Origin of the sequence: Paenibacillus sp. E194 (assembly GCF_000935845.1) — a bacterium.
Taxonomy (GTDB): Bacteria; Bacillota; Bacilli; order Paenibacillales; family Paenibacillaceae; genus Paenibacillus_B; species Paenibacillus_B alvei_B.
Map to the genome: position 1 here is coordinate 1 of NZ_JMDX01000010.1, position 26,170 is coordinate 26,170.

Annotated in this window: 26 protein-coding genes and 1 pseudogene; 4 read left to right on the top strand and 23 right to left on the bottom strand. The window is 48.9% G+C overall.

Annotation, left to right across the window (positions count from 1 at the left end):
- The first annotated feature begins 416 nt into the window (after positions 1–416).
- On the top strand, positions 417–1,964 hold the full coding sequence (locus AZ66_RS02585; protein ID WP_044353474.1) for a YifB family Mg chelatase-like AAA ATPase: 1,548 nt from the start codon (positions 417–419) through the stop codon (positions 1,962–1,964).
- Positions 1,965–1,973: 9 nt separating this feature from the next.
- Here AZ66_RS02585 and AZ66_RS02590 read toward each other — a convergent pair whose 3' ends face one another.
- The 10 genes and pseudogenes from AZ66_RS02590 to thpR form a co-directional block, all read right to left on the bottom strand.
- Complete coding sequence (locus AZ66_RS02590) at positions 1,974–2,453, bottom strand: YraN family protein (RefSeq protein ID WP_231586706.1); 480 nt, start codon at positions 2,451–2,453, stop codon at positions 1,974–1,976.
- Positions 2,443–2,727: pseudogene (locus AZ66_RS32350) on the bottom strand (EscU/YscU/HrcU family type III secretion system export apparatus switch protein); the annotation flags it as partial. The pseudogene AZ66_RS32350 and the gene AZ66_RS02590, both read right to left, overlap by 11 nt.
- A gap of 143 nt (positions 2,728–2,870) precedes the next feature.
- Positions 2,871–4,877, bottom strand: coding sequence for a hypothetical protein (locus AZ66_RS02600; protein ID WP_044353498.1), 2,007 nt, complete (start codon positions 4,875–4,877; stop codon positions 2,871–2,873).
- A 133-nt stretch (positions 4,878–5,010) separates the two neighbouring features.
- Positions 5,011–5,670: a ribonuclease HII gene (locus AZ66_RS02605; RefSeq protein ID WP_044353475.1), complete on the bottom strand. Its 660-nt coding sequence runs from the start codon at positions 5,668–5,670 to the stop codon at positions 5,011–5,013.
- A 144-nt stretch (positions 5,671–5,814) separates the two neighbouring features.
- Positions 5,815–6,693 (bottom strand): ribosome biogenesis GTPase YlqF, encoded by an 879-nt coding sequence (gene ylqF, locus AZ66_RS02610; RefSeq protein ID WP_021262481.1) that lies wholly within the window; start codon positions 6,691–6,693, stop codon positions 5,815–5,817.
- Between the two features lie 32 nt (positions 6,694–6,725).
- Positions 6,726–7,352, bottom strand: a complete 627-nt coding sequence (gene lepB, locus AZ66_RS02615) for a signal peptidase I (RefSeq protein WP_021256573.1) — start codon at positions 7,350–7,352, stop codon at positions 6,726–6,728.
- Positions 7,353–7,473: 121 nt separating this feature from the next.
- The gene (gene rplS, locus AZ66_RS02620; RefSeq protein ID WP_005551919.1) at positions 7,474–7,815 is read right to left on the bottom strand and encodes a 50S ribosomal protein L19; all 342 of its coding nucleotides are present in this window, start codon (positions 7,813–7,815) and stop codon (positions 7,474–7,476) included.
- Between the two features lie 140 nt (positions 7,816–7,955).
- Positions 7,956–8,093, bottom strand: a complete 138-nt coding sequence (locus tag AZ66_RS32355; RefSeq protein WP_156159874.1) for a hypothetical protein — start codon at positions 8,091–8,093, stop codon at positions 7,956–7,958.
- Complete coding sequence (locus tag AZ66_RS31180; protein ID WP_156159875.1) at positions 8,077–9,864, bottom strand: hypothetical protein; 1,788 nt, start codon at positions 9,862–9,864, stop codon at positions 8,077–8,079. Before AZ66_RS31180 ends, AZ66_RS32355 begins: the two co-directional genes overlap by 17 nt.
- A gap of 136 nt (positions 9,865–10,000) precedes the next feature.
- Entirely contained in the window at positions 10,001–10,579 is a 579-nt protein-coding gene (gene thpR / locus AZ66_RS02630) for an RNA 2',3'-cyclic phosphodiesterase (protein ID WP_044353476.1), read from the bottom strand.
- A 401-nt stretch (positions 10,580–10,980) separates the two neighbouring features.
- Here thpR and AZ66_RS02635 point away from each other — a divergent pair, with 401 nt between their 5' ends.
- Positions 10,981–11,760 carry an alpha/beta fold hydrolase gene (locus AZ66_RS02635; RefSeq protein WP_052648351.1) on the top strand — a complete coding sequence of 260 codons (780 nt, stop codon included), beginning with the start codon at positions 10,981–10,983 and terminating at the stop codon, positions 11,758–11,760.
- A gap of 142 nt (positions 11,761–11,902) precedes the next feature.
- Here the strand turns inward: AZ66_RS02635 and trmD are convergent, their stop codons facing one another.
- The 10 genes from trmD to AZ66_RS02685 form a co-directional block, all read right to left on the bottom strand.
- Entirely contained in the window at positions 11,903–12,691 is a 789-nt protein-coding gene (gene trmD / locus AZ66_RS02640) for a tRNA (guanosine(37)-N1)-methyltransferase TrmD (RefSeq protein ID WP_021262485.1), read from the bottom strand.
- A gap of 1 nt (position 12,692) precedes the next feature.
- Positions 12,693–13,211, bottom strand: coding sequence for a ribosome maturation factor RimM (gene rimM, locus AZ66_RS02645; RefSeq protein ID WP_044353477.1), 519 nt, complete (start codon positions 13,209–13,211; stop codon positions 12,693–12,695).
- 154 nt (positions 13,212–13,365) lie between these two features.
- Entirely contained in the window at positions 13,366–13,596 is a 231-nt protein-coding gene (locus tag AZ66_RS02650; RefSeq protein WP_005551913.1) for a KH domain-containing protein, read from the bottom strand.
- A 23-nt stretch (positions 13,597–13,619) separates the two neighbouring features.
- A complete protein-coding gene (gene rpsP / locus AZ66_RS02655) occupies positions 13,620–13,892 on the bottom strand; it encodes a 30S ribosomal protein S16 (RefSeq protein ID WP_005551911.1) in 273 nt (90 codons plus the stop codon).
- Between the two features lie 71 nt (positions 13,893–13,963).
- Positions 13,964–15,346 (bottom strand): signal recognition particle protein, encoded by a 1,383-nt coding sequence (gene ffh, locus AZ66_RS02660; RefSeq protein ID WP_021262488.1) that lies wholly within the window; start codon positions 15,344–15,346, stop codon positions 13,964–13,966.
- A gap of 19 nt (positions 15,347–15,365) precedes the next feature.
- Positions 15,366–15,725, bottom strand: coding sequence for a putative DNA-binding protein (locus AZ66_RS02665; protein ID WP_044353478.1), 360 nt, complete (start codon positions 15,723–15,725; stop codon positions 15,366–15,368).
- A 153-nt stretch (positions 15,726–15,878) separates the two neighbouring features.
- Positions 15,879–16,514, bottom strand: coding sequence for a PAQR family membrane homeostasis protein TrhA (trhA, locus tag AZ66_RS02670; RefSeq protein ID WP_044353479.1), 636 nt, complete (start codon positions 16,512–16,514; stop codon positions 15,879–15,881).
- Between the two features lie 571 nt (positions 16,515–17,085).
- Positions 17,086–18,042, bottom strand: coding sequence for a GNAT family N-acetyltransferase (locus AZ66_RS02675; protein ID WP_156159877.1), 957 nt, complete (start codon positions 18,040–18,042; stop codon positions 17,086–17,088).
- A 111-nt stretch (positions 18,043–18,153) separates the two neighbouring features.
- Positions 18,154–19,521, bottom strand: a complete 1,368-nt coding sequence (locus tag AZ66_RS02680; protein ID WP_044353480.1) for a (Fe-S)-binding protein — start codon at positions 19,519–19,521, stop codon at positions 18,154–18,156.
- Positions 19,518–20,933 (bottom strand): FAD-binding oxidoreductase, encoded by a 1,416-nt coding sequence (locus AZ66_RS02685; RefSeq protein WP_044353481.1) that lies wholly within the window; start codon positions 20,931–20,933, stop codon positions 19,518–19,520. The genes AZ66_RS02680 and AZ66_RS02685 overlap by 4 nt, the downstream gene beginning before the upstream one ends.
- Before the next feature lie 215 nt (positions 20,934–21,148).
- Between AZ66_RS02685 and AZ66_RS02690 the strand changes: the two genes are divergently transcribed.
- Both AZ66_RS02690 and AZ66_RS02695 read left to right on the top strand, forming a co-directional pair.
- Positions 21,149–21,835, top strand: coding sequence for a FadR/GntR family transcriptional regulator (locus AZ66_RS02690; protein ID WP_044353482.1), 687 nt, complete (start codon positions 21,149–21,151; stop codon positions 21,833–21,835).
- Positions 21,836–22,174: 339 nt separating this feature from the next.
- Entirely contained in the window at positions 22,175–23,410 is a 1,236-nt protein-coding gene (locus AZ66_RS02695; RefSeq protein WP_021262494.1) for an MFS transporter, read from the top strand.
- A gap of 75 nt (positions 23,411–23,485) precedes the next feature.
- Here the strand turns inward: AZ66_RS02695 and AZ66_RS02700 are convergent, their stop codons facing one another.
- The 3 genes from AZ66_RS02700 to AZ66_RS02710 form a co-directional block, all read right to left on the bottom strand.
- On the bottom strand, positions 23,486–24,022 hold the full coding sequence (locus AZ66_RS02700) for an RNA 2'-phosphotransferase (RefSeq protein ID WP_044353483.1): 537 nt from the start codon (positions 24,020–24,022) through the stop codon (positions 23,486–23,488).
- 82 nt (positions 24,023–24,104) lie between these two features.
- Positions 24,105–24,974: a FecCD family ABC transporter permease gene (locus tag AZ66_RS02705; protein WP_331436881.1), complete on the bottom strand. Its 870-nt coding sequence runs from the start codon at positions 24,972–24,974 to the stop codon at positions 24,105–24,107.
- Positions 24,975–25,100: 126 nt separating this feature from the next.
- A complete protein-coding gene (locus AZ66_RS02710) occupies positions 25,101–26,114 on the bottom strand; it encodes a FecCD family ABC transporter permease (RefSeq protein WP_044353484.1) in 1,014 nt (337 codons plus the stop codon).
- Positions 26,115–26,170 lie beyond the last annotated feature (56 nt).

The window sequence follows — 26,170 nt, forward strand, 5'->3', positions numbered from 1 at the left end:
CGCTACTCACAATAACGGAAAATATATACAATCCGAACACATTGTATCATGATTTTAAAACGCTTTCCTCTCATTTTCGTCAAGAACGTACATTTTTTTGATATTGATATCATCTCATTTTGAGATTAATAGGGAACAACTCTTCGATATCACCACCGAAGTTGACGCAAGTGCTGCCTACAGCTATAATAATCATTACCTGCACCTAAACTGCTTGCAAGAACCTATTCCAATATATTAGGTAGATTAAGGGGATTAGTAGATTGAGGAGATTGCAAATACGAATTTTTGATAAATGCTATCGTAGACGCTTGCTATCGTAGACGCTATAGTTATATAACGAGTGTAGATAAGGAAGCACCTTTCCCTCGTATTCCAGTTTTCGGACTGAGAATAACGATTGAGAGGTGTTTTTTATGTACGGAAATTTATGGGGTGCTTCTGTGTACGGCGTAGAAGGAAGACTCATTCATGTGGAAATTGATATTTCGCCCGGGCTGCCTCAGGTGACGATTGTTGGCCTCCCCGATGCCGCCATTCGCGAATCCATTGAACGAGTGCGAGCCGCTGTTCGGAACTGCGGCTGGAAGTTCCCACTAGAGCGGATCACGATTAATTTGGCACCTGCTGATCTGCGCAAGGAAGGGACATCATTTGACATCGCCATGGCGATAGGACTGTTATGTACGAGCGGACAGATTCCAAACCAGCCATTTGAGGAGATGCTCCTCATAGGAGAGCTGGCACTCGATGGTTCTACCCGTTCGGTTCCAGGCGTGCTGTCTCTTGTTGACGAAGCGCGCCGAAGAAAGTTCACCCGTGTTATGGTTCCTGCAGACAATGTTGCTGAAGCATTACTTGTAGAAGGAATCCAAGTATTCCCGCTCCGCCATCTAAGTGAGCTGCGGGATATCCACTGTGTAGATGATATGCCGATTGCTTCAAGAGAAGCGAGAAACAGAGATAGTAGTGAAATGAAAAAGGAGGAAACTGTAGCAAGGAATTTAGAGGATTACGCCGACGTAAACGGTCAACTGCATGTCAAACGTGCGTTAATCGTTGCAGCAGCAGGGATGCATAATGTACTGCTGAGCGGCCCGCCGGGCACTGGCAAGACAATGCTTATCAAGAGACTTCCTACAATCCTACCGCCTATGAATGAAGCTGAAGCTCTCGAGGTATCCAAGATCTATAGTGTATCGGGGAAATGGAGCCACTATGGTACAGGTCTTATGATGACGCGCCCCTTCCGCTCCCCCCATCATTCCATCACTGCTGCTGGACTTATTGGTGGAGGTGCGATCCCGAAACCAGGTGAAATCAGCTTGGCTCACCGCGGCGTCCTCTTTTTGGATGAACTGCCCGAGTTCCCACGCCAAGTGCTTGAAGTGCTCCGCCAACCACTCGAAGAACGAAGCGTTACCATCGGCAGAGCACGCGCCGTCTTCCGTTTCCCTGCTCACGTCATGCTGGCCGCCTCCATGAATCCATGTCCTTGTGGATATGCCGGTTCCCGTACAGAAGAATGTCGTTGTTCACATGGACGACTTGAGCAATATCGAAGCAAGCTGTCAGGCCCACTGCTCGATCGGATTGATGTACAGGTTGAAGTACCTCGTTCCCCTATTTCCGATTGGTCCAGCAACAATCTAAGCTCAGAGGAAATGCGCAAACAGGTCGTGCGAGCACAACGGATACAAGCTAAGCGCTATGAAGGACTGAATATCCAATTCAACAGCGAGCTCTCAGGCTCTTATTTGAAGACATACTGCTGCTTGTCGGACAGCGCGAAGAATATGCTGCAGCAGGCTTATGATCAGCTAGGCATGAGTGCACGAGCACATGATCGCCTCTTGAAGCTATCCCGAACGATCGCGGATATCGAAGGAAGTAAAGTTATCGAGGTTGCACACGTAGCGGAAGCGATCCAGTACCGTACATTGGACAAGCGGAATCATGCCTGAATGAACGAATTAGAATGCTCCCTGAAATAGTTCAATTTCGGGTGGAGTTCCAAGATCAGTCGAGTAGGTAATCGCGACTGCATCGAAGCGTATATGAACCTCATCTAAGCGATGTCGATGCATATACGCCGTTGCCACTGCTCGCACCTTGCGCTGCTTGCGCCAATCGATTGCCTCTGCCGCACCGCCATAACGCAATCCCGCGGTGCGGCTTCTAACCTCGACAAACACCCACACATCGCCATCGTTCGCAACAATATCAATCTCACCTAACTTACAACGCCAATTCACATCAATAATGCGGTAGCCTCTACGTTCTAAATAAGCAATCGCAAGCTGCTCTGCCTCAGTTCCCCGCGCACGACGATTAAGCTTCATCGGCACACTCCTCTTCCGGCTACCTGCCATATGGGTTGGAGTACCCGCATCAACTGATGACATCTGTTGATTGTTCCTATGTGATGCCTTCCCATGATGATTACGTTCCACGATTGATCCACCCCTTATCCGCTCGCTGATCCGCTTTATATACAAAGGAGAGCACCTCTGCAACCAATTGATAAAGGGCAGGTGGGATTTGCTGATCGATATCTAGTTTAGACAATACTTCAACTAAGGAAGCGTCCTCTTGAATAGGGACTCCGCTCTCCTTCGCCTTTTCGAGAATGCGATCAGCTATTTGACCATGTCCCTTAGCTACAACAACTGGGGCTTCCCCTTGTTCGGGATTATAAGTAAGTGCAACTGCCTTTTTGCGTGGTGTGGCGCCACCTGACTTCGCAGACGCATGCGTCTCTTCTCTAACACCGTGACGTGCTTCTTGCTGATTCCAATAACTCGTTCCCGAGTTAGGTGATGGCTGTACAGGCTCGACGGAAGCTGGTCGAGGGATAGACGGTTTGTTATTCATATCTTCATGTCCACCCCCTTGTAAGGCTTCGCGGCATAATCGTCCATGCTGATTTCTGAAGATGGCACTGACGCTGCATCAGAACGCTTCTCAGGGAGCGGTAGTGTTCGGAAAGCGGACAGCTGGTAACCGATTTGCTCCAGCGCTTCTTCCGCTTCATCACGCAACCCATCCATCCATTCACCGAGCCGTTCATCAGCATGATGGATATGCAACGCAACCGCATTATCTACAACTTGAACATCTACGAGTGTACGCCCGAGCACCTTCATATTCAAATCGAACCAGAGTCGGCAATTGCCCGCATCAAGCTCTCCTCGCTTGCTCTGACGGGATTGAATGTGAACGGCCGCAGTTTGCTTGCCTTCCGGCGTTACAAGCGGGACAAACAATGTAATATGGGAGAATGGAGCTTGGCGATCAGACGCGAGCAGCAGCTGTTGGCCGGTGACATGCTGTACAAGCTGTTGGGCCGCCTCACGGAGTGCATGCGGGACTCCATCCGCTTGCAGCAATTGAAGTAGGGCACTCTTCAGCGACTCTCCAACTGCAGCTCCCTGCTGTGTTGCACTGGCTGTCAGGTGGTTCATATCTAGCTGTGCCATCCCAGATACAACTGGTGCCGCTGCCTTCGCTGCTGCCCCGCTAGACATCACTTCTTGAGAAGCCGCGCTGCGCCCCGTTCCTCCATTCATAACAGATGTTTTGTCCGCTGCTGCATCATCCGCAGCCAATGCTGAAGCATGCACAGCTGCCGATGCAGACTGTGCGGGAGTCCCGTATTGCGGTGCTGTGTTTCCGCTGCCGCTTCCCATTAGTCCACTACTTCCTGATGCGCTTGAGTTGCCTGATGCCGCAGCAGTACTACCACCGCCGCCAACAGCAGGCTGTCCATTTTCACCCACTGTCTGCTGCGGCTGAGACGTCAGCTCCATGACTGCAGCTCGATGAGCCTGCTGTTCATGCGACACGCCGAGCAATTGAAGGACTTTACCAATCCATGCACCACTCTGTACCATCGTTTGAGGAGAAGATGATGTTCCAGAAGCTCCAGCAGTACCTGAAGCAACGTTTCCGCCCAAATTGCCGTTCTGAAGGGGGATAGAACGTACTTGTTCTCCATTTTGGACACCTCTGCCCGCAGCTGATGTCGAATCCATACTCGCGCCGCTAGTACTCCTATTAAGTGCCTCAGGCATAGGAGAGGCAGAAGTCTGACCAATAGGAGAACTTGTGGCGCCACTATTCGCACCTGCAGCCGCCCCGGCTCCTCCGTTAGTCTGCTGACCTGATGTTTGCAGCCCCTCTGCAAGCAGTGCACGTACGAGTGCTTGTGCCTCTCGCAGCGGTTGTGTCCACAGTGTACTTGTGTTTCCAGTATTGGCCCCGCTACTGCCAAGCGAGCCGCTGCCCAAGACCAGAGACTCATCCCCAGCGCGCATAAATCCTGCAAGCATATCGGTCAGCGGCTTGCCGAACAGTGCTTGCCGCAGACCGCTTAATGTATCTGCTGTAAGCGGCAATTGCCGACGAAGCGCAAGACCTGCTGCTTGCATCCATTCCGATGCTGCAACTCCAGGAGGCTTCGAGGCCATCGCTTGGCTTAGCTTGGCTGCAAGCTCCTTCGTTAGCGGCAAACCAGCCCGCTGTAAATCTTGCAGTAAGCGGCGTGCCCATGCTTCATCCGGCAACCCGGATTGCTTAAGTGCTTCTTCCATTGATGGCAATGTGCCGACAGAAGGGCCCTCTGTCTGCTTCAATATAACCAATCCATCCGACTGCTGTCCCTGTACCTGCATCCACGTCGTTTGCCCTGGCTGCATCGGCGCATCCAGCACTGCACGTACAGGAACACCATTTACTGATACGACGGCCTCGCGCCCGTTTTCAGACACTTCCGTTACTGTCGCACGAACGACCTGGCCCGTTTTTAGCTCCAATGAACGCTGCTCGCCGGGTCTCGCCTCCCCAGCCAAGCTCCGTACCAATTGTGATATATTCATGTCCATCCCACGTCCTCTGCAAATAACTATCTTATATATCGGCATAGAGCAGACGAATAATGAGTATTTATCCGCAGCCATCGTTCACTAGAACAGAATAATAGATAATCACTTTACCGTTTATCAGATGGTGCTAGAACAGCGTCAACTGCTCCTCTTCAGGAAATAAGGAGGACAAGAAGCTCTTGCGATGCATCGGCGTTGGCCCATGAAGGAGCAGCTGTTCCCGATGCAGCTTCGTTCCATACCCTTTATGAACTGCTATGCCATACTCTGGATATCGGTCATTCCATTCACCAATACATAGACGGTCACGCGTTACCTTAGCGACGATCGAAGCGGCTGCGATCGATTGACTATTGGCATCACCTTTAATAATCGCCTCTTGTGCATATGGCAAATCTATCTTCTCCGCATCGACCAACAGCACTTCTGGCTGAGTCACCAACCCTTCAACTGCTACTTTCATAGCACGACGAGCCGCCTGCTTAATATTAATCTGATCGATAGTAGCGGCATCTACATGTGCAACTGACCATGCTATCGCTTCTGCTATAATAATGTCATACAGCTCATTCCGCTTTTTCTCCGACAGCTTCTTCGAATCATTGATCCCATCAATAATAAGACCTTGCGGCAATATGACAGCTGCTGCAACAACATCACCAAATAGGCAGCCGCGGCCGACCTCATCAATACCTGCAATATGCTGAACGCTGCGTTCCCAATATTCTCGTTCCCAAGCTAATAAGTCAACGGGCTCTGCTGTTTCCTCTTGCTTCTTTCTCCCCATGCGAACATGATCCTCCCCAACCTGTCTTTACTTCACTGCCATATCTAGTAACGGCTGTACCTAAAGAAATAGCGCCGTACACCACTCCGGCGTTAACGGCGCTATCCTCATACTCCAAACATCCTACCTATATCTGCCGAACAGCTATTTCACCATAAATGAATAAGGCTCTTCGAACGTAAGACGCCCCAACTTGCCAGAGCGCAGCTCACGCAAAATAATGCCAGATGCCTTCTCTAAGTCGACTCTTCCGCCACCCATCAAGCACCCGCGCTTGCGTCCAATGTCCTCCATCAAACGCACAACTTCGTCTGGATTGTCCACATCTATGGCTTCGTCCGTCATGCCGAACCGCTCAGACAGTCGATCCCAGTAATGGGATGCAACATATTTCAGCGCGTAAAACGCGATATCTTCCACATTCAATATTTCTTCGCGAATTGCACCGGTTGTCGCCAATCGGTAACCTACTTCCTGATCCTCGAACTTAGGCCACAAAATCCCTGGTGTATCGAGCAGTTCCATTTCGGAGCCTACACGAATCCATTGCTGACCCTTAGTAACGCCAGGACGATCGCCAGTTGCAGCTACCGATCTACCAGCCAGCTTGTTAATGAGTGTAGATTTCCCTACGTTTGGAATTCCAACAATCAATGCACGTACTGGACGCGGCTTCATTCCCTTTGCAATTTGTTTCTGGAACTTCTCTTCGAGCAACTTGCGCGCTTCCCCGGGAATCTGCGATACATTGCTTCCTGTCGACGCATCGACAGCAATTACAGCGTGACCTTCATTGCGGAAATATTTCATCCACTTCGCCGTTACGTCTGGATCTGCAAGATCGCTTTTGTTCATAATAATAAGGCGCGGCTTATTGCTGAGTATATCGTTAATCATTGGATTGCGGCTCGACACAGGCAGGCGCGCGTCCAACAGTTCGATCGCTACATCTATCAGTTTTAACTTCTCCTGGATCTGACGTCGCGCTCGCGTCATATGACCCGGAAACCATTGGATTGACATCGCTATCCACCTCCTTGGCAGCCGTAACTCAACTAATGATGTTGAATCAACTTAACATGCGAGATTGGCCAGAAGATGACGTCTGCGCGTCCAATGACATCTTTCAACGGAATAAATCCGAGCATGCGGCTATCGGTACTGTTGCTCCGATGGTCACCCATGACGAAAATATGTCCTTCTGGAACTTTGTTCGGCTGAGTCGAATCACTTGGGAAATTACGGTCATTATATAACATATCATTTTTATGAGCTTGATCTATTGCTTCTTGTATGTACGTCTCTTCTACCTTCTTGCCGTTAACGTACAAATCATCACCGCGATATTCGATCGTATCACCGGCAACACCAATTACACGCTTAATTAAATCGCGGTTCTCTTGTGGAACGTGAAATACAACAACTTCTCCTGTCTTAGGCTGTCTGAACTCATACAAGATCTTATTCACGATGAGCCTCTCACCCGTCCAGAAGTTAGGTTCCATCGAAGGACCATCAACTATAAACGGAGCGAACAGCAACCATCTTACGACAACGACAAGGACAACAGCTATCGCAATCGCTTTAATCCATTCCAACAATTCGTTTTTCTTCGGGCTGGCCGGCTTTTCAGCCGTTTCTTCCGGCGTATTCGGTTCCATCAATTGGTCGTTTTGATCCATTCGCTGTGCCCCGCTTTCTCCTAGGATGCGTATTTGAAGTTCACGTCATGCGCATTGCGCACTCCAATCCATACAAATAGCAAAAGGGAGCTTGCAGTCAAGCAAGCCCCCCGGTTGTTCCTTAACGGATTTCTTTGATTCTCGCTGCTTTACCGCGAAGATTGCGAAGATAGTACAGCTTCGCACGACGCACTTTACCACGGCGAGCCACTTCGATTTTATCGATTTTCGGAGTATGAAGCGGGAACGTACGCTCAACACCTACACCGTAGGAAATTTTACGAACAGTAAACGTTTCACTGATTCCGCCACCACGACGCTTAATAACAACACCTTCGAACAACTGGATACGCTCGCGAGATCCCTCGATAACTTTAACATAAACCTTCAAAGTATCGCCGGGACGAAAGCTTGGAATATCCTTGCGAAGCTGTTCTTGCGTAATCGCTTGTACGATATTCATCTAGGACTCCCTCCTTCCACACAGGTGTTCTTGCATCTCAGCATGCTTAGTGCATTCGCCTCATCGTATGCAGAGGACCACCGTATTCCAAACAACGAAATTAATTGTAGCATATGAACGAATAGAACACAAGCGCCTTTTCAAGGCTTGGCTTCTTTCCAATAATCATAGGCATGCACTGCATAACCGGTATAAGAACGGTGATCTGCAAGCATTTCTGGAAGCTTGTCCAACTGCTTCAACATCTCTTCAGCACCCTTCTCATAAAAACGAAACATGCGCGCCTTCAAAACTCTCCTTTATTTCCACTGCAACTACAAGACGTTTGCCTAACCGATCCGCCATCTGCATCTCCTGCTTCACCACAGCAACAATTCCATTGCTGCCCCCAGCCATATTACGGAACGCCATCAATGCCACATGATCCATACGCCCTATCATCCATTCACTAACTGACAGTTCTGACTTACCCGGAATAAAGGTTCGATCCAGCCACACTGCGAGATCTACACTCGTCTCAAGCTGAGAATCAGCCTGGGTCGATTCGACAAAAAACGCCATATTGTCCACCCACTGTGCAATGACCTCGTCCTTATCACCGCGCCATTGCGGAAGTACATAAGGCTCTACATCCAAATGAATGCCATAGAAGCGCTCTTCAGGGGCAGCAGCGCGATTGTAGCGTTTGACATAATCAACGAGCTTCGATATCCGCTGTCTATTCTCTGTCAACGCCCAGCCAGGGTGTCCACCCATAGCATGCATCTCGATTCCAGCATCATGCGCTTTCTTCACAAATTCACGATACGCTTCAAACGGTTGCTGAAGATCCAAGCGAACATACAAAAAGTTGATTCCCTTTTCCTTCGCAAATGCAATGATGTCATCAGACTGATTTATCGCTAACTCCGCTTGCCATACATAGGTTCCAATAATGGTTCCAGTACGATCAATTGGAGGCGGCATCGGGACAATAATCTCCCCAGGATCAGGATTCGGGTCTGGTTTTGGGTCTGGTTTTGGGTCTGGTTTTGGGTCTGGTTTTGGGTCTGGTTTTGGGTCTGGTTTTGGGTCTGGTTTTGGGTCTGGTTTTGGGTCTGGTTTTGGCCCTGGGGGATCCCCTGGTTCACCATCTCTCTCCAGCATATGATTCCAATAACGATAATCATGGATGGCAACTCCTGTGAAGGAGGAATGATGCCGCAGCCGCTCCTGAACCTGATTCAATACCGACTCCATTTCCTGCACACCCGCATCATAGAAGGTAGTGTGAGCTTCCTTCATTGGCTTCGTATTGACCCCAATCCATATCGGTGTCCCGACACGGTCTGCGATCTCCATTTCATTCTGGACAAGCTCCAAAATTCCGTTCCCGCCTTCTATCTGCTGACGGTACGCCATTAACGTTACATGATCGAAACGGCGAATGATCCACTCCGACAACGAAGTCTCTTGTGCATCTGGAACCGTGATCGAGTCGAACCATACCGGCATGTCGACGCTGAGCTCTAAACCGCTGCGGCTCTTGACAGCATTCAGCCAATCGCTCATATTCGCCGTCCAAGAGCGAATGATCGATGGCTGATCATCTTCCCAATCTGGAAGCACGTAGGGCTCAACATCCAAATGCAGCCCCTTGAAACGCTCATCCGCAGCAGAATACTGATTATAAGCACTAACCCACTCTGTCAGCTTCATCATCTTGTCCCGATATTCACGCAAAGCCCATAAGGGATGCCCTGCCAAGCCATGCACTTCAACTCCTGCTTGACCTGCCTGCTTCAGAAAGTGCCGATATGATGCTTCTGGAATCGTCATATCCACATGCAGATACATCACATTAATGCGATTCTTTTTGGCAAAAGCAATCAGTTGCTCCGATTCTGTCTCTATTCTCTCCGCCTGCCATATCCACGTCGCCTTTCGCGTATCCTCCGGCTTTGAAAAACCGCCAAAAGCATGGTCGTAATCAGAAGCAGCAGCGTTCCGATACGCGAAGCATATCTCTCCACGAAATCCCTCCATCCACAATTTATATTGCTTTTTCAACCATTTTCGACATGCTCAAAATGGTGACTCCATTATAAATGTGTAAGATTGGAAAATATACGTGAGGATAGACCTGTTTTTCAAGACGTCGTTTTAACAAGGCATGACACAACGATTGCAGTACATGTACATTAGACTATGCTTGACCCAGAGTGAAAGTATGCAAACGCTCATACATAGGACTTTGATTCATATGTGTCTGGAACAGTACGATCTCATCACCCGTCCATAGAATCGGAGGAAGTGGTTCGCTGTCCATGGTGAAGGGCTGGCCTTCCCCTCCGCGATACTTGCGAGCCAGCGTAATATGCGGGCGATAAGGGCGTTCCTCCGGTTCGAATCCTAAAGGCGAAGTAGCGGCTGTCACGCTGTGGTTCAATTGTCGCAGTTTGTCGATTGCTCCTCCTAGACCAGCCCATAGTACACGGGGCGCTTCTTTTGTCCCAAAGCTTCCTACGCCATCGAATTGTAGATCAATTGGGGCGGCCTCTCTGGACACCTCCTTCAATACCTGTACAATCCGCTCAATAACATGCTCATCTACCGCTCCAAGGAATTGGAGTGTAATATGAAGATCCTGCGGGTGTACCCATTTTGCAAATTGCCAGTGCTGCTTCCCAGCAGCGCACCACTCTTCCAATACTTGAACAGCAGACCTCGGCAGCGGCATCGCAATAAACAACCGCAATCCATTCTTACGAATCTCATTACTCATAATTTTGCCTCACTTCATTGGAATTCATGTTGTCTCATGACACGTGCAACCTATGAACAATATTGTCCCCATTATTATTATTTTCGTAACCACAAAAATCGCTTGCTATCCAATTTATGCCTGAACAATAATGAATATATGATATTCATTATTCCAATGCCCGTCTAATAGGGTTAGGTCAGGTAATGAACAAAGCGAAACAACTAAGAGAAACGGGGGTCAACATGATCAAAAAGAAAAAATTATACTTCTAATCTGTGCGTTCATCCTTATTGCCTTGCTTGGTGTCTCGTATCAGCAATATGGATTGTATCAACAGCGCTCCCTCTATCCCCCTGTTGGGAAGATGATGTCCGTGAACGGTCACGCCATGCACATTATCGCAAATGGAAGTGCTTTCTTTGACAGGAACGCTAGTCATGACGGCAGGCAGCGGGACGACAACTCCCTATGCTGATTTCTATCCGATCATGCCAGGTTTACAACAACATGGACGAGTCGTCCTCTATGAACGACCTGGATACGGTTGGAGCGAAGCTGCGGACACGCCTCGTGATGTAGATACGATAGCGGAAGAGCTTCATCACTTGCTTGCAGCATCTGGAGAATTGCCCCCCTATATTTTATTAGGTCATTCTATGGGAGCGCTTGAAATCATTAGATTCGCACAATTGTACCCAGAAGAAGTTGCAGGTCTCATCTTCCTGGATGGAACCAGCCCTCAATACGCTAGGGATTTCTCTACGAACTGGGTAGCGGATATAGGTTGGAATGCCATTGCAACCGCCAAACATATTGGTTTGTTGCGAGCTCTGTCAGATATGAATCTCATCAATGGCATGTTTGTCGATATCGATGATTTGCCTGAAGAACTTAAGAAATTGAAAATAATAATGGCACTCAGAAATGCCAACAATCCAGATATGAAAGAAGAACGACAACGATTGAAAGAAAATGGACTTGCAGTACTACGTGGTGGCTCACTTGGAGATCTAGCGATCCTCGTATTGAGTGCCCCGAACAACGGTTATCCAAATTGGGCTAATACGCAAAATGAATTAATTCAATTATCAAACAACAGCCAGCAAATAAAATTTGAACAAGCTGGACACTACATTCATCATGATGCACCCGATAAGGTCATTTCGTCTATCGCATCTTTTATAACTTCTCTCCAATAAGGAGCTACTTCTCGACATCCGTTAGATCAAAAAAATGACTGAGATTCTACGTCCATCGTACATAGAATCTCAGTCATTTATGGTGGAGCAGCCTAATCACCAATCCACTCATTGAACCGGTTAGCTCTCATTAAGCCTTGCTTCACTCTGTATCACTTTTCAAGCGTTGCAATATTTTCAGGTCTTCCTTACTCAGCTCCACATGCTCCAGCAAATCCGGACGCCGTTCCAGCGTCCGCTTCAGAGCCTGTTCGCGTCTCCATATCTCTATATTGGCATGATGGCCACTAATGAGTACATCAGGAACCTTCCAATCGCGGAACTGAGCAGGACGGGTATAATGCGGATATTCGAGCAGTCCTGTACTGAACGAATCCGTTACAGCAGACATCTCATTGCCCAGCACGCCAGGAAGCAGACGAACAACAGAATCAACCACGGTCATTGCGGGTAATTCACCGCCTGTCAATACATAGTCCCCTATTGATAGTTCATCCGTCACCAAGTGCTCGCGAATGCGCTCATCATATCCTTCATAATGGCCGCACACGAATATTAAATGGGACTCCTGTGAAAGCTCCTCCGCTTTCTTCTGCGTGAAACGCTCTCCTTGCGGGCACATTAAAATAACTCGTGGTTTCGCTGCTTTCTCGTGACCATCCATCGGTTCTGCTATTCCTGATGCCCGCTCTTCCGCTGCCTTCACCATTAAGTCTTCGACCGCCGCAAAGATCGGCTGCGGTTTTAACACCATACCACCGCCACCGCCATACGGATAATCGTCAACAGTTTGATGCTTATTATCAGAATAATCGCGGAAGTTGACCGTGTTAATAACAACATGTCCATTCTCACGCGCTTTCCCTAATATACTGGATCCGAATACCCCTTCGCACATCTCTGGGAAAAGGGTCAACACATCGATACGCATATTAAATAAGTCCTTCCATAATATGAACCATTACGACCTTCTCCTGAACATCAACCGTAAGCACAACATCATCAATGACCGGAATCAAGATTGATTTTCCTTTCGCAGGCTTCACAACCCAGACATCATTCGCGCCTGGAGACAGTATCTCGTCAATGATTCCAAGATCTTCGCCTTCGTCTGTCACGACTTTACAACCAATAATCTCATGGTAGTAATATTCGTCTTCATCGAGCTCATCCAGCTGCTCTTCGCTTACTTTCAGTATCCAACCTTTATATTTCTCAACCTCATTGATATTGTCGAATTGCACAAATTTAATGATGTACATATTTTTATGTAAACGCGACCGCTCAACGGTAACGGATACACTGTTATTGGAGTTCGGTTGCTGCAGAACTAACTCGCTCTTTGGAGCGAAGCGTTCCTCCGGGAAATCTGTTGTCGGGATAATTTTCACTTCACCACGAATGCCGTGCGAATTGACTAATTTGCCGACATTAAACATTCTTTGAGCCATGCCTTATCCTCCTACCGTCGGTAATCACCATTCATTTAATCTATCGTAAATATTCGGAAGCCCAGCCTGCGAACATCTTCTTTCTAGTGTAACACATTTAGCCTCATGCATACGAAAAAGGGCTAGGATTCCATCCTAACCCTCTTGCGTACAATTATGAAATAATGTCCACGGCAACTCGTTTTGGAACTTTGACTGCTGCCGACGTGACGACCGTGCGAAGCGCCTTAGCGATACGACCTTGCTTCCCGATAACCATTCCGACATCGTCGGGATGAACGTGAAGCTCATACACGATGACATGGTCCTTCTCCACGACGTCCACACGGACCTCCTCCGGATGATCGACCAAAGCGCGTGCAATTACTGACACTAACTCTTCCATTCGCGACCCTCCGAACGGCTAGATTATTTCTGGTTTTTCAGTTCATGGAACTTCTTCATTACGCCAGCTTGGCTGAGCAAGTTGCGAACCGTGTCAGATGCTTGAGCACCAGTTTGCAACCATTTCAAAGCTTTTTCCTCGTCGATGTTAACGACTGCTGGTTGAGCTACCGGATTGTAATGACCGATTTCCTCGATAAAACGACCGTCACGCGGGGAACGGGAATCGGATACAACGACACGATAGAATGGTGCTTTATGAGCACCCATGCGTTTCAAACGGATACGTACTGCCACGAAATTCACCTCCTTAACGGAATTCGAGTAAGAATTGGAATGCGAGCTTTACAGCTGCACTTCTTTATGCATTAACGGAAAGGAAATCTCATTCCTTTGCCTGCCTTGCCCGCTTTGCTCTTCAAGTTCTTCATCATCTTAGGGCCTTTCGGACCCATCATGTCAGAGAACTGCTTCATCATCCGGCGCATCTCATCAAATTGCTTGATAAGACGGTTCACATCAGCCAGCGCAGTTCCACTGCCCGCTGCAATCCGCTTGCGACGGCTATGATTAATTAGGTCTGGATCTTGGCGCTCTTCGTTCGTCATCGAACGGACAATGGCTTCGATTCGACCCATTTGACGCTCATCCACCTTCAGGTTCGCATTTTGCTTCACCTTATTCATCCCTGGAATCATATCCAGAATCTGATCGATAGGACCGAGCTTCTTTACTTGTTGCATCTGTTCAAGGAAATCATCGAATGTGAAGGCTGCGTTGCGCATCTTCATTTCCATTTCCTTGGCTTTCTCTGTGTCGATGTTCATTTGCGCCTTCTCGATCAAGGAGAGCATGTCCCCCATGCCGAGAATCCGTGATGCCATCCGCTCTGGATGGAACGGTTCAAGCGCGTCCATCTTCTCACCAAGTGTAGCGAATTTGATTGGGCAACCCGTAACTGCCTTAACAGACAAGGCCGCACCACCACGTGTATCGCCATCGAGCTTGGTCAGCACAACACCAGTAAGCTCAAGCTGTTGGTTGAAGCTCTCTGCAACGTTGACCGCATCTTGACCTGTCATCGCGTCAACGACGAGCAGCACCTCATCTGGCTTCGCTGTAGCATGAACTTGCTTCAGCTCTTCCATCAATGCTTCATCGATATGCAGGCGGCCTGCAGTATCGATAATGACATAATCAAGGTTATTCTCCTTCGCATGCTCCAATCCGCGACGAGCGATTTCTACCGGACTCACTTGGTCACCAAGCGCGAACACCGGAACCTTAATCTGCTCGCCTACTACTTGAAGCTGCTTAATCGCAGCTGGTCGATAAATATCGGCAGCGACAAGAAGCGGCTTATGATTCTGCTTCTGCAGCATCTTCGCAAGCTTGCCTGAAGTAGTCGTCTTACCAGCACCTTGGAGACCGACCATCATAATGACAGTTGGCGGCTTGTTGGCCTTGGCCAGCTTCGCAGCTGTACCACCCATCAATTCCGTCAATTCCTTATTGACGATGTCGATAATGACCATGCCTGGTGTGAAGCTATTCATCACTTCCTGACCAACGGCCTTCTCTTTCACCTTGCCAATGAATTCCTTAACGACCTTAAAGTTAACGTCCGCTTCGAGCAGCGCAAGGCGTACCTCGCGCATCGCTTCGTTGACGTCATCTTCACCAACCTTGCCTTTGCCGCGCAGCTTGCTGAATACATTCTGTAATCGGTTCGTTAATCCTTCAAATGCCATATTATCTCACCCCGTTCCCTTAATCCAACGCCTGCAGTTCACGGACAATCGTCTGCAGTTCCGCGCGCTGCGGGTCGGGTATGCTATCCATATCGTCCAATGCACGTTGCAGCGCCATTACGATCTCTGTCCGACGTTCGAACTTCGACAGCAAGCCGAGCTTGCTCTCATAAGATTCGAGCGTCTGCTCCGCCCGCTTAATATGTTCATACACCGCTTGGCGGCTGATGCCGAATTCGGCTGCAATCTCGCCTAGTGAAAAATCATCTTGAAAGTAACATTTCAGGAACGTCTGCTGCTTCTCTGTGAGCAGCGGTTCATAGAAGTCGAACAGCATATTAATTCGGTTCGTCTTAGCCAGTACCTGTTCCTCGTTCATACGGGCCACTCCTTTCGTAAAGGAAAAACACTTTACAGCCCATCGACGTTTCTTATCATACCGAAATCACAACTCCATGTCAAGGGTTGAACCTTAACATGGTGGAATTATTTTTTTGAGACCCAGATTTCAGTGTTTCAGCCTGCCTTCTAACTAGACGACATAGCGGTAAATGCATACAAAGTGCAGGACAGAGCCGGCTAATACGAACAGATGCCAAATCGCATGATGATAGGGAAGCCGGTGCCACACAAAGAATGGGATGCCAGCCGTATAGCATACTCCTCCAATCATCAGCAGCATAACACCTTCAAAAGGAATCGCCTGCACCAAGCTGTCCCATACCGTTACCATCAGCCACCCCATAATTGCATAGGCAATCGTAGAGAACCACATATGACGTCCTGTATAGAATGCTTTGTATATAATTCCTGCAATCGCAGTCCCCCATATTAAACCTAGCAGCTGCTGGCTGAACTCATCATGCAGCACGACGAGCAGGAAGGGAGTGTACGTTCCCGCAATAAACAAGTAAATTGCCATATGATCAAGGATCGTAAATCGGTACTTCAATCTCCCCTCTGGCAAACCGTGCATAATCGTCGAGGTTGTAAACATCATAATCAAGGTAATCCCGTATACTGAAGCTCCGATCATATGCGCCGACGTCCCGTGCTCCCGTGCGGCACTAATTAGCACGCCTAATGCCCACATACTGAACAATAATCCAACTGCGTGGGTAATCACGCTTGCCCGCTCCTCACCGGATATATTGCGGCTCCACTTCATAGTCATCCCTCCCCGCGGCATTCCTAGCTGCCAGCTGTGCATACGCCCATATTTCACGGCGGATCACATTATATGCATAGCAGATAGTGTCGGTGAAAAGGAAGGACTTAAGCGAGTTTACCTATTTTATTTGCGCTGACTCTTCATAAATCGAATACTTTCTCTTGTATCATCCAAATACTGAACGGCCGCATCATATTGATTGGACGCCACATTAATGAACAATACGTCAATAATGTGCAGCTGCACGAGCCGCGAAGAAGAAGCTGCCCTGCCTGCTTGGAATTGGGTAGAAATAAAGATAGAGAAAGGGAGAAGAGCCCGCAAGGATTACGTAATATGTCATATTTATCATCCCATTATAGACAAAAACCCCGGCACGTATGGTTCTGCCGGGGTTGCTTATCGTTGTTCCAAAGACTTTCTCAACCTCGTCTGAGCGAAATTGATCTAGTGGAGGCTCGAGCAGCAAAGATCAAAGATTCTTATCAATATCTTTCAATCCGTCTTCCACGCGCTTCATTGTTCACCGTACTATCTTTTGGTTCATCGTTTTGAACTCACAATTTATTTACAGGGCCTTGCTCATAAGGTCATAGCTCTTCCACGTATGGAATCCAAGCTTCGCATAGAAGTCAACCAGTTCCGTCCAGTCAATGACTAGCTGGCGCATGCCGCGCTGCTGCAATTCAGCGATTCCCGCCTTGACCAGACCAAGACCGTATCCCTTGCCGCGGTACTGATCATCAACACCAAGCGGCCCAATACCGCCAAGCGGCTCTTCGAACAATGGTGCCCAATACGTATTCTGCGCAATCAGCGGAGAATGCTCGTCATTGACCCGGCAGAAGCCGATCATTTCACTGCCTTGGAACAATCCGATGAATTCTCTTCCCCGTCCTCCGCGTTCCCAATAGCATTGTGCCTCATACAACCATCTGCCCGGGAAGCAGCGACGGAAAAATGTCAACATTTCTTCCTTGTCCTCAGGCATGAGCAGCCTCACGATCGCTCCATCTGCAAAGTCTGGAGTCGTTTGCAGCTCTGTCGCTTCTGAAGACAGCATGTCGCTAACTTCATAGAGCTGCTTGAATCCTCTCTTCTCCAGCCATGGACGGTGCATTGACAGAGCTTTCGGGAGACCCGGAACAAAATGCCACGGATCACGCCCAATGAAGACTTGAGATGCGCCAGCTTCACGCAATGCCTCTTCAGCCCGACCGAGCAATTCAGAGCCTATCCCCTTCCCTCTTGCTTCGGAACGAACGACAAGTGCCTGAATCCAGCCTCCTCCTTCTCCTAGCTTCATCTCACGCTCCGTTTCCTGCCATTTCTTCGCGATGACAAATCCTAGAATGCTGCCGTCTGAATCTTGGGCGATCCAGGAGCCAGGCAAGTAAACGTTTGCATCTTGGAAGCTATTTTGCACGAACAGCTGTTGTCTCATTGGGAACAGGTCGCCCAGTTCACGGTTCCACAACTCGCACATCGGCTCCGCCCATGCTTCATTAAGTGGAATGACGTTCACATTTAACCCCTCCTACGATGAAGTCAATCTTCCCCGAGAATTGACTCCATGGATGTCAATTAGTATGTTATTAAAATATAATTACAAGATTATTATAGATAACCTGAAATATTACTTCAACATTTTTTCCGCAAAATAATCTACGACATGCATGACCTTCACTTGCTCAGCTACGCCATCCCGTTCTACGCCTACCTTCATTTGCATTAAGCAGCCAGGGTTGCTAGTCAAGATAATCGAAGCGTGAGTCTCGCGAACAGCATCCATCTTCCGATCTACGATCGAATTCGCCATGTCTGGCTGTACTATGTTGTAAATACCTGCGGATCCACAACATACGTCCGCGCCTTCCAGCTCATTGTAACGAATGCCAGGAATACGACGAATGAGTTGTCTCGGACCATTGGAAGCCCGCATAACGTTCCGCAAATGGCAGGAATCCTGATAGGTTACCGTTTCAGATGGTTCGGATGATTCAGCAGTCCCACAGTTGCCTTGCGGCATTACCGGAAGATTGCTCCAACGCTGTGAACGCATAAGCAAATCACTGATATCCTTCACTTGCTTTGCGAATTTCTTAGCCGGCTCCACCCATTCCGACTCTTCCTTCAGCAAATGATCATACTCTACAAGCAACGCTCCACATCCGCCTGCATTTGAGGCAATGTAATCAACACCCGCGTCACGGAACGCATCAATATTTTGCTTAGCCAAATCCCTAGCCGTAGCCGTATCACTTCCGCCATGAGCAAACAAAGCGCCACAGCAGCCCTGCGATTCAGGGATGATTACATCATAGCCGGATTCGGTCAGCAATCGGATTGTATTTACATTCGTCTCAGTGAACAAGACGTCCATAATACACCCACGGAATAACCCTACTGTGCCAAGCTTTTCGCCTTTGGCCAGGAAGTGACGTCCACCAGCCCGCTTCACTACACCTTGGCTGTCCGCTTCAGGCAGGATGCGCTCCATCATTTGCATTTGTGGAGGAAGCCAGCGAAGCAAGTTTTTATTCCGTGCAAAACGCTGCAATCCTGAGCGTTGATACGTTTGCAGCAATTTGCTCATGCGCAGCAGTCGTGCATGCTTCATAAATACAGGTCGCGCGATGCGATTCAATCCCTTCACTGCAACCGGCGGCTTATTGTGCGTATGCATGGCTTCTTTCGTCTGCTCAAGCAGCTGACCGTATTTCACATCCGACGGACATACAGGCTCGCAGGCCCTACAGCCCAAGCACAAGTTCATCTGTTTCTGGAAAGATTCATCCGGTTCCATAATGCCATCTGCTACTGCCTTCATGAGTGCAATTCGTCCACGAGGGGAAGCAGCTTCCAATCCAGTCTCTTGATAAGTCGGGCAAGTCGGCTGACAAAAACCACAGCGCATACAGTTCATCAGTTGCTCATAATCGAGCGTCTTCACGAGTTCTTTCTGCAGCGGATTGTTTGTCTTCTCTAGTTGTTGTTGACTCATCGGGAAACCACCAGCCTCTTGCGAGCAGCCTTAGCAAATATTTTGCCTGGATTCATAATTCCATTTGGATCGAACACTTGCTTAATGCCTTTCATCACGTCGATGCCTGTAGATCCAACCTTCCATTCAAGATATGGAGCCTTCACCGTACCGACTCCATGCTCACCCGTAATCGTACCGCCCAAGCGAATCGCTTCCTCGAAGATATCCGCGAACGCTTGCTCAACACGGTGAATCTCATCCTCATTCCGCGCATCTGTCGGACAGGTCGGATGAAGATTGCCGTCTCCTGCATGACCGAACGTACAAATATTTACCCCATATTGCTCTGCAATACGATTGATGGCCAATACCATTTCTGCAATCTTCGAGCGCGGTACGGTCGCATCCTCCAAAATTGTCGTTGGGCGAATACGCGCCAATGTGGACAATGCGCTGCGGCGTGCCTTCATCAGCTGTTCAGCCTCGATTTCATCCTTCGCAGTCTGAACGCGATCTGCACCTTCCTCACTGCATATCTTTGCAATCGCTTCCATATCTCGCATGACAACATTCTCATCTTGACCGTCCTGTTCAATAAGCAGAACTGCCTGCATGTCTGTTGGAAGCCCGATATGATTATACTCCTCAACCACGCGAATCGTTGGCTGATCCATGAATTCAAGTGTTGCTGGGATGATGCCAGCGCCTACAATACGTGACACGCTGCGGGCAGCAGCATAAATATCTTTATAGGATACGAGCATTGTCTTGCGGATACCCGGTGCGGGCAGCAGCTTAACCGTTGCCTCTGTAATCAACGCGAGCGTTCCTTCGGAGCCTACTAACAGCTTCGTTAAATCGTAGCCTGCGACATCCTTGTACAACTTGCCTCCCGTCCGGATCACTTCGCCATTCGGCAGTACCGCCTCGAGTGCAATCACATAATCCTTCGTCGTTCCGTATTTCAAACCGCGCAGGCCGCCGGCCCCTTCCATGATATTGCCGCCCAAGGTTGAGATGGACATGCTGCTTGGGTCAGGCGGATAGAACAGTCCACGCTTCTCCACTTCCCGATGGAACGTCTTCGTGTTCAAGCCAGGCTGGAAGGTTGCTGTAAGGTTCTCGGTGTCCATTTCAATGAGCTTATTCATACGAGTCATGGCTACAACGATTCCCCCTGCTACAGGGACAGTTCCGCCGCATAGGTTGCTTGCAGCGCCCCTAGGAACAATGGGAATACGGTATTCGTTCGCCGTGCGCAAGATCTCCTGCACGTCTGCTGTCGATTCCGGATATACAACAGCATCAGGCAGAGACTGCATCATCGGTGTAGCATCATAAGAATGCGTGACCAAGCTCTCCTTATCATCGCGATACCGCTCTGGCCCAAGCAGCTTGAGCAGTCGCTCGCGTGCTTCAATCGTTATCATGAATGAACTCCTCCTTGGTGTCTTGGATCCAAGTCAACATCTGAAGTGAACGATTCAACAGTCTCCTCCACATCTGCTGAATTGTTCAGGTCATCTGATGACTTTTGGCATATTATAACGTATGATTGAGACAAATGTCACTCGATTTCAAAAAATAATTTTATAATATTTATTATTTTTGATTTAATATTTCAGAAAGAGAGGCTCACAGCAACATGACCGAATTTCGATTAAAAAAAGGCTCAGAGCTCATTCAAGAATATTTACTAGAGCAGCTGCGTGGAGGAATTTATATGCCCGGCGACAAGCTGCCTTCTGTCGAAGCACTTGCTCAACAATATGCTGTAGGTCGTTCTACCATACGTGAGGCCCTCAGCGCACTTAAGGCAATGGGCTGGCTTGATATCCGTCACGGCGGCGGAACCTTTGTACGTAAGTATGAGCAAACACCATCTGAGCAACTGCAAGGATGGCTTACCGATGTAGAGTCTGTGAAGTCACTGATCGAGGTTCGTAAGATGATAGAGGTTGGATCAGCCGGACTCGCAGCCAAAAGACGTACTTCCGCTGATTTGCAGGCTATGGCCGCGTGTCTGCATCGTATGGAGAAGCATCTGGAGGATGAAGAAGCTAGTCAGCATGATGACTTCCTGTTCCATGTTCTGCTGGCTGAGGCCAGTCACAATGAAGTACTTATTCCGATGCTGCAAATGTTCCATCAGAAATGTGCTGAGCATATGGGTGAGACTAGACGCATGTGGTTGTTCGGAGAGCGTTCCTCCACCACTCAGCTTCTGGAAGAACATCGGCGAATCTACGAGGCAATCGACGCGCAGGATGACAATCTCGCGTCTCACCGCATGCTCGAGCATCTATCCAAAATCGAAGCGCGATTTGATTGAAGGCAAGAGGGCTGTACAATCATATTGCCATACGCAATCAGCTAGACAGCCATGCTAGTGATAGGAAAGAGATGAAGCACATTACATATTCAGTGATGGGCGCATTCGAGTTTAACAAGGAGCGTTTAGCAAAGTGAAGGTATTTGACATTTTGAAAGCATCGAAGGACGTCAAGATGTTATTGAAAGCGACCTTCCATCATAAGAGAAACAAAACGGAATGATGAGAGCTTCAATTCATCCAGTCTAGTATTATTATTTTTTTAAAATAGTTATTAAAAAGAAAGATCATCCATGCTATAATGTTAAAATTATGAAATTGCATAGGATGTGAGACGCATTGAATCGTTCGTTCTACTCGCTTCTATCCAGCAGATCCTTCGCTAATCTTGCAGGATCTCTGTACATGATGACATTGATTGCAGCAGTCTACCAAATGACGGATTCAGCTGCCTTTGCCGGAGCCGTGTCCTTTGTCCGTTCAATGGCGATTCTGGCGAGCAGCTTCATGCTGCCAATCTGGTACCGCCGCATGAGTATCGCTCATGTTACGCGATTGTTTTTGCTTTTGCAATTCGCATTATCAGCTGTTGTCGCCTTTTCTATATCGCCGCTTGCAACAATGTTATCGACAACACAGTTTCTCGCCTATTCTTTTTGTGCCATAGTTGGTATCGGATACGTAGAAGGCTGTGCTTCTGCAGCGGCAAACGCCTTATATCCACGCCTAGTTGAAGAGGATAAGAGAGTTCACGCCAACAGCCTGGTTTCGACCAGCATGCAAATGCTGTCTCTGCTTGGATGGACTATGGGAGGAATTCTCGTTGCTAAGCTTGGACATTCCCTTGTTCTTCAATTGTCCGCAGGCCTTCTCTTTCTTGGTTGTCTCTGTATCTTGCGATTGTCGCATAATCAAGAATCAAGTGTAGGCGCAGATAAGAAATCTCATTCCATTATGGCCGGCTGGACGTACCTGTTCACACATCCAAAGCTGCGCGTCATTACATGGATGGACATCTTAGAGGGCGTTGCAGGCGGAATATGGATTGGCGGTGTGACACTCGTCTTTGCGCAAGAGGTGCTTCATAAGGATGAAGCCTGGTGGGGATATATTAATGCAGCCTATTACGCGGGAACGATTCTCGGCGGACTCCTTACGCTGAAACTGTCTGCACGCATTCATAAACATCTAGTTGGCACGATTCTGATCGGATCATTTGGAGTTAGCTTGCTTGTATACGGATATGCATGGAATACGCAAGCATTCGTCGCTTTAGCTATCGTAGTTCTGATGGGTCCATTTTACCAGCTTCGAGATATTGCCCAGCGTACCTATGTGCAGCACATCACCCCACTTGATGAGCAGCCGCATGTTTTTGCTGCTCAGAGCACCATCTCATACATATTGTTCGGAGTTTCCGTGCTGTTCGCCGGAACAATCTCCGATATTTGGGGAGCACAGGCCGTATATATCGTTGGCGGCACGATGTATCTGCTGTCTTCCGTTACAGGATTTTTATTGCGGCGCAAGCAAGGAGCTTCAATCTCGGAGGACAATACTCCTTACTCCACCTAACTCGCAAAAAAATGCTGTCAATAATGAAGAGGACGGAGAGCCACTTCAGGCTCCCCGTCTTTGCAACGTCCACATTTATTCACTTATATATTGCGGTGCAATGAAATCAGCTAGCCAGATCGTATGATTGCCGTGATAGAACAAAGTTCCTTCATGCGCGGCTCTCGCCGCATCAATGACAAGTATTACAGGGCTACTGTCCTTTCGTCTTCCTACAACCATGGCCGTCTCTTGATCCGCAGACAGGTGAACATACTGTCTCGCCATGGGGTGCAGTCCTTCTCTCCGTATTTGGTCTACGATGCGCCGAGACGTTCCGTGATACAGCAGGTCTTGCGGATGAGCAGCGCTTTTCTTTATTTTGTGCGGTATCGAATGGCCATACAATGCTCGAATCCTTCCATCCAGCACCTCGAACCTTTTCTTGTCTGACAGCTCAATCATTCTTACAAAGTCTGTCTCTAGCAAACTTCGCTCTGGATGGCTGAAGTGAAGTGCATGGGAAAGTTGTTCAACCCCCACCCAACCCTCTTCATCCATCTCCAACTCATACTCCCATGGCGCATGACGAAGCGCGTAAGAAACCTCTTTACTTAAACTCGCGTAATCCACAGGCTCACCATCCTAAACTGGAACGATATGCTTATTATTATATCATCCGCCTCCATATTTCGCCTATGAAAGACAACGATAGCTAGGAACGAATCTTACGTTCTCTGCGCAATAAGTAGAGGAAATACGGAGCCCCGATTACGGCAGTTACTAACCCCGCCGGGAATTCGATTGGCGGAACGAGAGCGCGTCCAAGCGTGTCGGCCGTCAACACCAAGATAGCGCCTAACAAGCCTGATACGGGCAATAGAATGCCATGTTTGGCGCCAACAAGCCGGCGCGCCATATGCGGAGCGATCAAGCCCACGAAGCCAATCGCTCCGACAACTGCCACCGATGCTCCTGCCAAGGATACGGAAACTGCCATCAGCGCAAGACGAATACGCTTCACCCGTTCTCCCAGGCCTGTCGCTACATCATCGCCCAGGCTCAGTACATCCAGCCTTGAAGACAGCAGCAGCGCAAGCGAGATGAGTGTCAGTATCCACGGCAGCACACCCATCACCTCGTCCCAGCCTCTGCCCCATATGCTTCCGGTAAGCCAAATAAGTGCTGCATTGACGCTGACCGGATATTTGAACATGAAGTACTGGATGCCTGCATCGCACATCGCTCCAAGCGCTATGCCCGTCAGTGCCAGCGTCGTGGGACGAGCTCCGCGCCTGTATACGAATGCAAATAGAAGCAGGGCTACCAAAGCCGCTCCTGCAAAAGCGGATAAAGGTAGTACGACTGCCGATGACCCGGGAAATAAAATAATGGTTGCACAAGCCGCCAGGCCTGCCCCCTTCGTAATTCCGATCACATCCGGAGAGGCCAGCGGATTCCGCAGTACGCCCTGCAGGACAACTCCTGATATAGCAAGCCCGGCACCCACAAGAACGGACAATACGATTCTGGGCGAACGGTATTTGCCAAGGATGAACGCATGTTCCTTGCTATGCCCCAACATTGTCTCGATCACTTGGTTCGGCGTTATATAGACCGCCCCACTCCAAGACTGATCAGACCCACGATGAGAAGCAGTGCAACTAATGCGAGCACGACGAGCCGATGGCGGCGCGCCATATTTGCAGATTTATTCATTGTGCTTCCCTCCCGCATATGCCAAGTACAAGAAGAATGGTGTCCCCAGCATGGCAGTAACAATCCCAATTGGCGCCTCATATGGATACGATATATAGCGCGAAACAATATCCGCATACACCAACAGAACTGATCCATACAGGGCGGAGCAAGGCAGGACATAACGCAGATCAACGCCGACCATCAGCCGAACGATATGCGGCACCAGTAGACCTACGAAGCCAATTGGGCCGGCAACAGACACGGATCCTCCCGCCAAAATAATAACGAGCAGACCGCCAGCGAATCGCGTTGCCTCGATTCTTGCCCCGAGCCCCCTTGCCACATCATCCCCCATACTCAGCATCGTTAACGGCTTCGACAGAGCCAAAGCACCCAACAAGCCGATGCATGCCCATGGAAGAAGCACGCCGACATGGTGCCAATTCCGATTACCTATCGCGCCAACCAGCCAATAGAGAATGCTGTCCGTCGTGTTCTCATGGAACAAGATCAATCCTTGTGTTATGGACGAAAGGAAAAAATGGATGGTCATTCCGGCAATGGCGAGTCGAGCCGGCTTCAAATCCCCACCTGCGCTGATGAAATACACGATAAAGCCGCCCAGAGCCGCTCCCGCAAATGCAGAATAAACAAGCTGCTGCTGCGTCAACTCCGGCAGGAATACCGTCGATGCTACGACTACGAGCGAAGCGCCCGCATTGACGCCGAACACCTGTGGATTAGCAAGCGGGTTGCGCGTCATCGCCTGCATAATCGTACCCGCAACTGCCAAACTCGCACCGATCAGAATCGCGATTAGCGCACGTGGCAATCGGATCTCCTGCACAATGAGCATCTCCTTCGTTCTGTCCGCGAAGAACAAGGCCTTCAGCAAAGTAGGTAATGAAATCGAGGAAGAGCCCAGTGACACATTAATCATGACCCCTGCCGATAATAATGCGAAGCCAAGCAGCAGTGACAGGCCGAACGCCTTGCGCCTTCCGCCGCGATGTAATCCCGTCATGCCTTACAATGCCTCCTTTTTTCTCGTTCCTAGGCAGACAAAAAGTAGGCGTTAAC

Bases quoted from the DNA above. Each gene is read 5' to 3' on its own strand.
- AZ66_RS02585 (WP_044353474.1), top strand. From the start codon at position 417: ATGTACGGAAATTTATGGGGTGCTTCTGTGTACGGCGTAGAAGGAAGA.
- AZ66_RS02600 (WP_044353498.1), bottom strand. From the start codon at position 4,877: ATGAATATATCACAATTGGTACGGAGCTTGGCTGGGGAGGCGAGACCC.
- AZ66_RS02605 (WP_044353475.1), bottom strand. From the start codon at position 5,670: ATGGGGAGAAAGAAGCAAGAGGAAACAGCAGAGCCCGTTGACTTATTA.
- ylqF (WP_021262481.1), bottom strand. From the start codon at position 6,693: ATGTCAATCCAATGGTTTCCGGGTCATATGACGCGAGCGCGACGTCAG.
- lepB (WP_021256573.1), bottom strand. From the start codon at position 7,352: ATGGATCAAAACGACCAATTGATGGAACCGAATACGCCGGAAGAAACG.
- rplS (WP_005551919.1), bottom strand. From the start codon at position 7,815: ATGAATATCGTACAAGCGATTACGCAAGAACAGCTTCGCAAGGATATT.
- AZ66_RS32355 (WP_156159874.1), bottom strand. From the start codon at position 8,093: ATGTTTCGTTTTTATGAGAAGGGTGCTGAAGAGATGTTGAAGCAGTTG.
- thpR (WP_044353476.1), bottom strand. From the start codon at position 10,579: ATGAGTAATGAGATTCGTAAGAATGGATTGCGGTTGTTTATTGCGATG.
- trmD (WP_021262485.1), bottom strand. From the start codon at position 12,691: ATGCGTATCGATGTGTTGACCCTTTTCCCAGAGATGTGCGAAGGGGTA.
- rimM (WP_044353477.1), bottom strand. From the start codon at position 13,211: ATGGCTCAAAGAATGTTTAATGTCGGCAAATTAGTCAATTCGCACGGC.
- AZ66_RS02650 (WP_005551913.1), bottom strand. From the start codon at position 13,596: ATGGAAGAGTTAGTGTCAGTAATTGCACGCGCTTTGGTCGATCATCCG.
- ffh (WP_021262488.1), bottom strand. From the start codon at position 15,346: ATGGCATTTGAAGGATTAACGAACCGATTACAGAATGTATTCAGCAAG.
- AZ66_RS02665 (WP_044353478.1), bottom strand. From the start codon at position 15,725: ATGAACGAGGAACAGGTACTGGCTAAGACGAACCGAATTAATATGCTG.
- trhA (WP_044353479.1), bottom strand. From the start codon at position 16,514: ATGAAGTGGAGCCGCAATATATCCGGTGAGGAGCGGGCAAGCGTGATT.
- AZ66_RS02680 (WP_044353480.1), bottom strand. From the start codon at position 19,521: ATGAGTCAACAACAACTAGAGAAGACAAACAATCCGCTGCAGAAAGAA.
- AZ66_RS02685 (WP_044353481.1), bottom strand. From the start codon at position 20,933: ATGATAACGATTGAAGCACGCGAGCGACTGCTCAAGCTGCTTGGGCCA.
- AZ66_RS02690 (WP_044353482.1), top strand. From the start codon at position 21,149: ATGACCGAATTTCGATTAAAAAAAGGCTCAGAGCTCATTCAAGAATAT.
- AZ66_RS02705 (WP_331436881.1), bottom strand. From the start codon at position 24,974: ATGTTGGGGCATAGCAAGGAACATGCGTTCATCCTTGGCAAATACCGT.
- AZ66_RS02710 (WP_044353484.1), bottom strand. From the start codon at position 26,114: ATGACGGGATTACATCGCGGCGGAAGGCGCAAGGCGTTCGGCCTGTCA.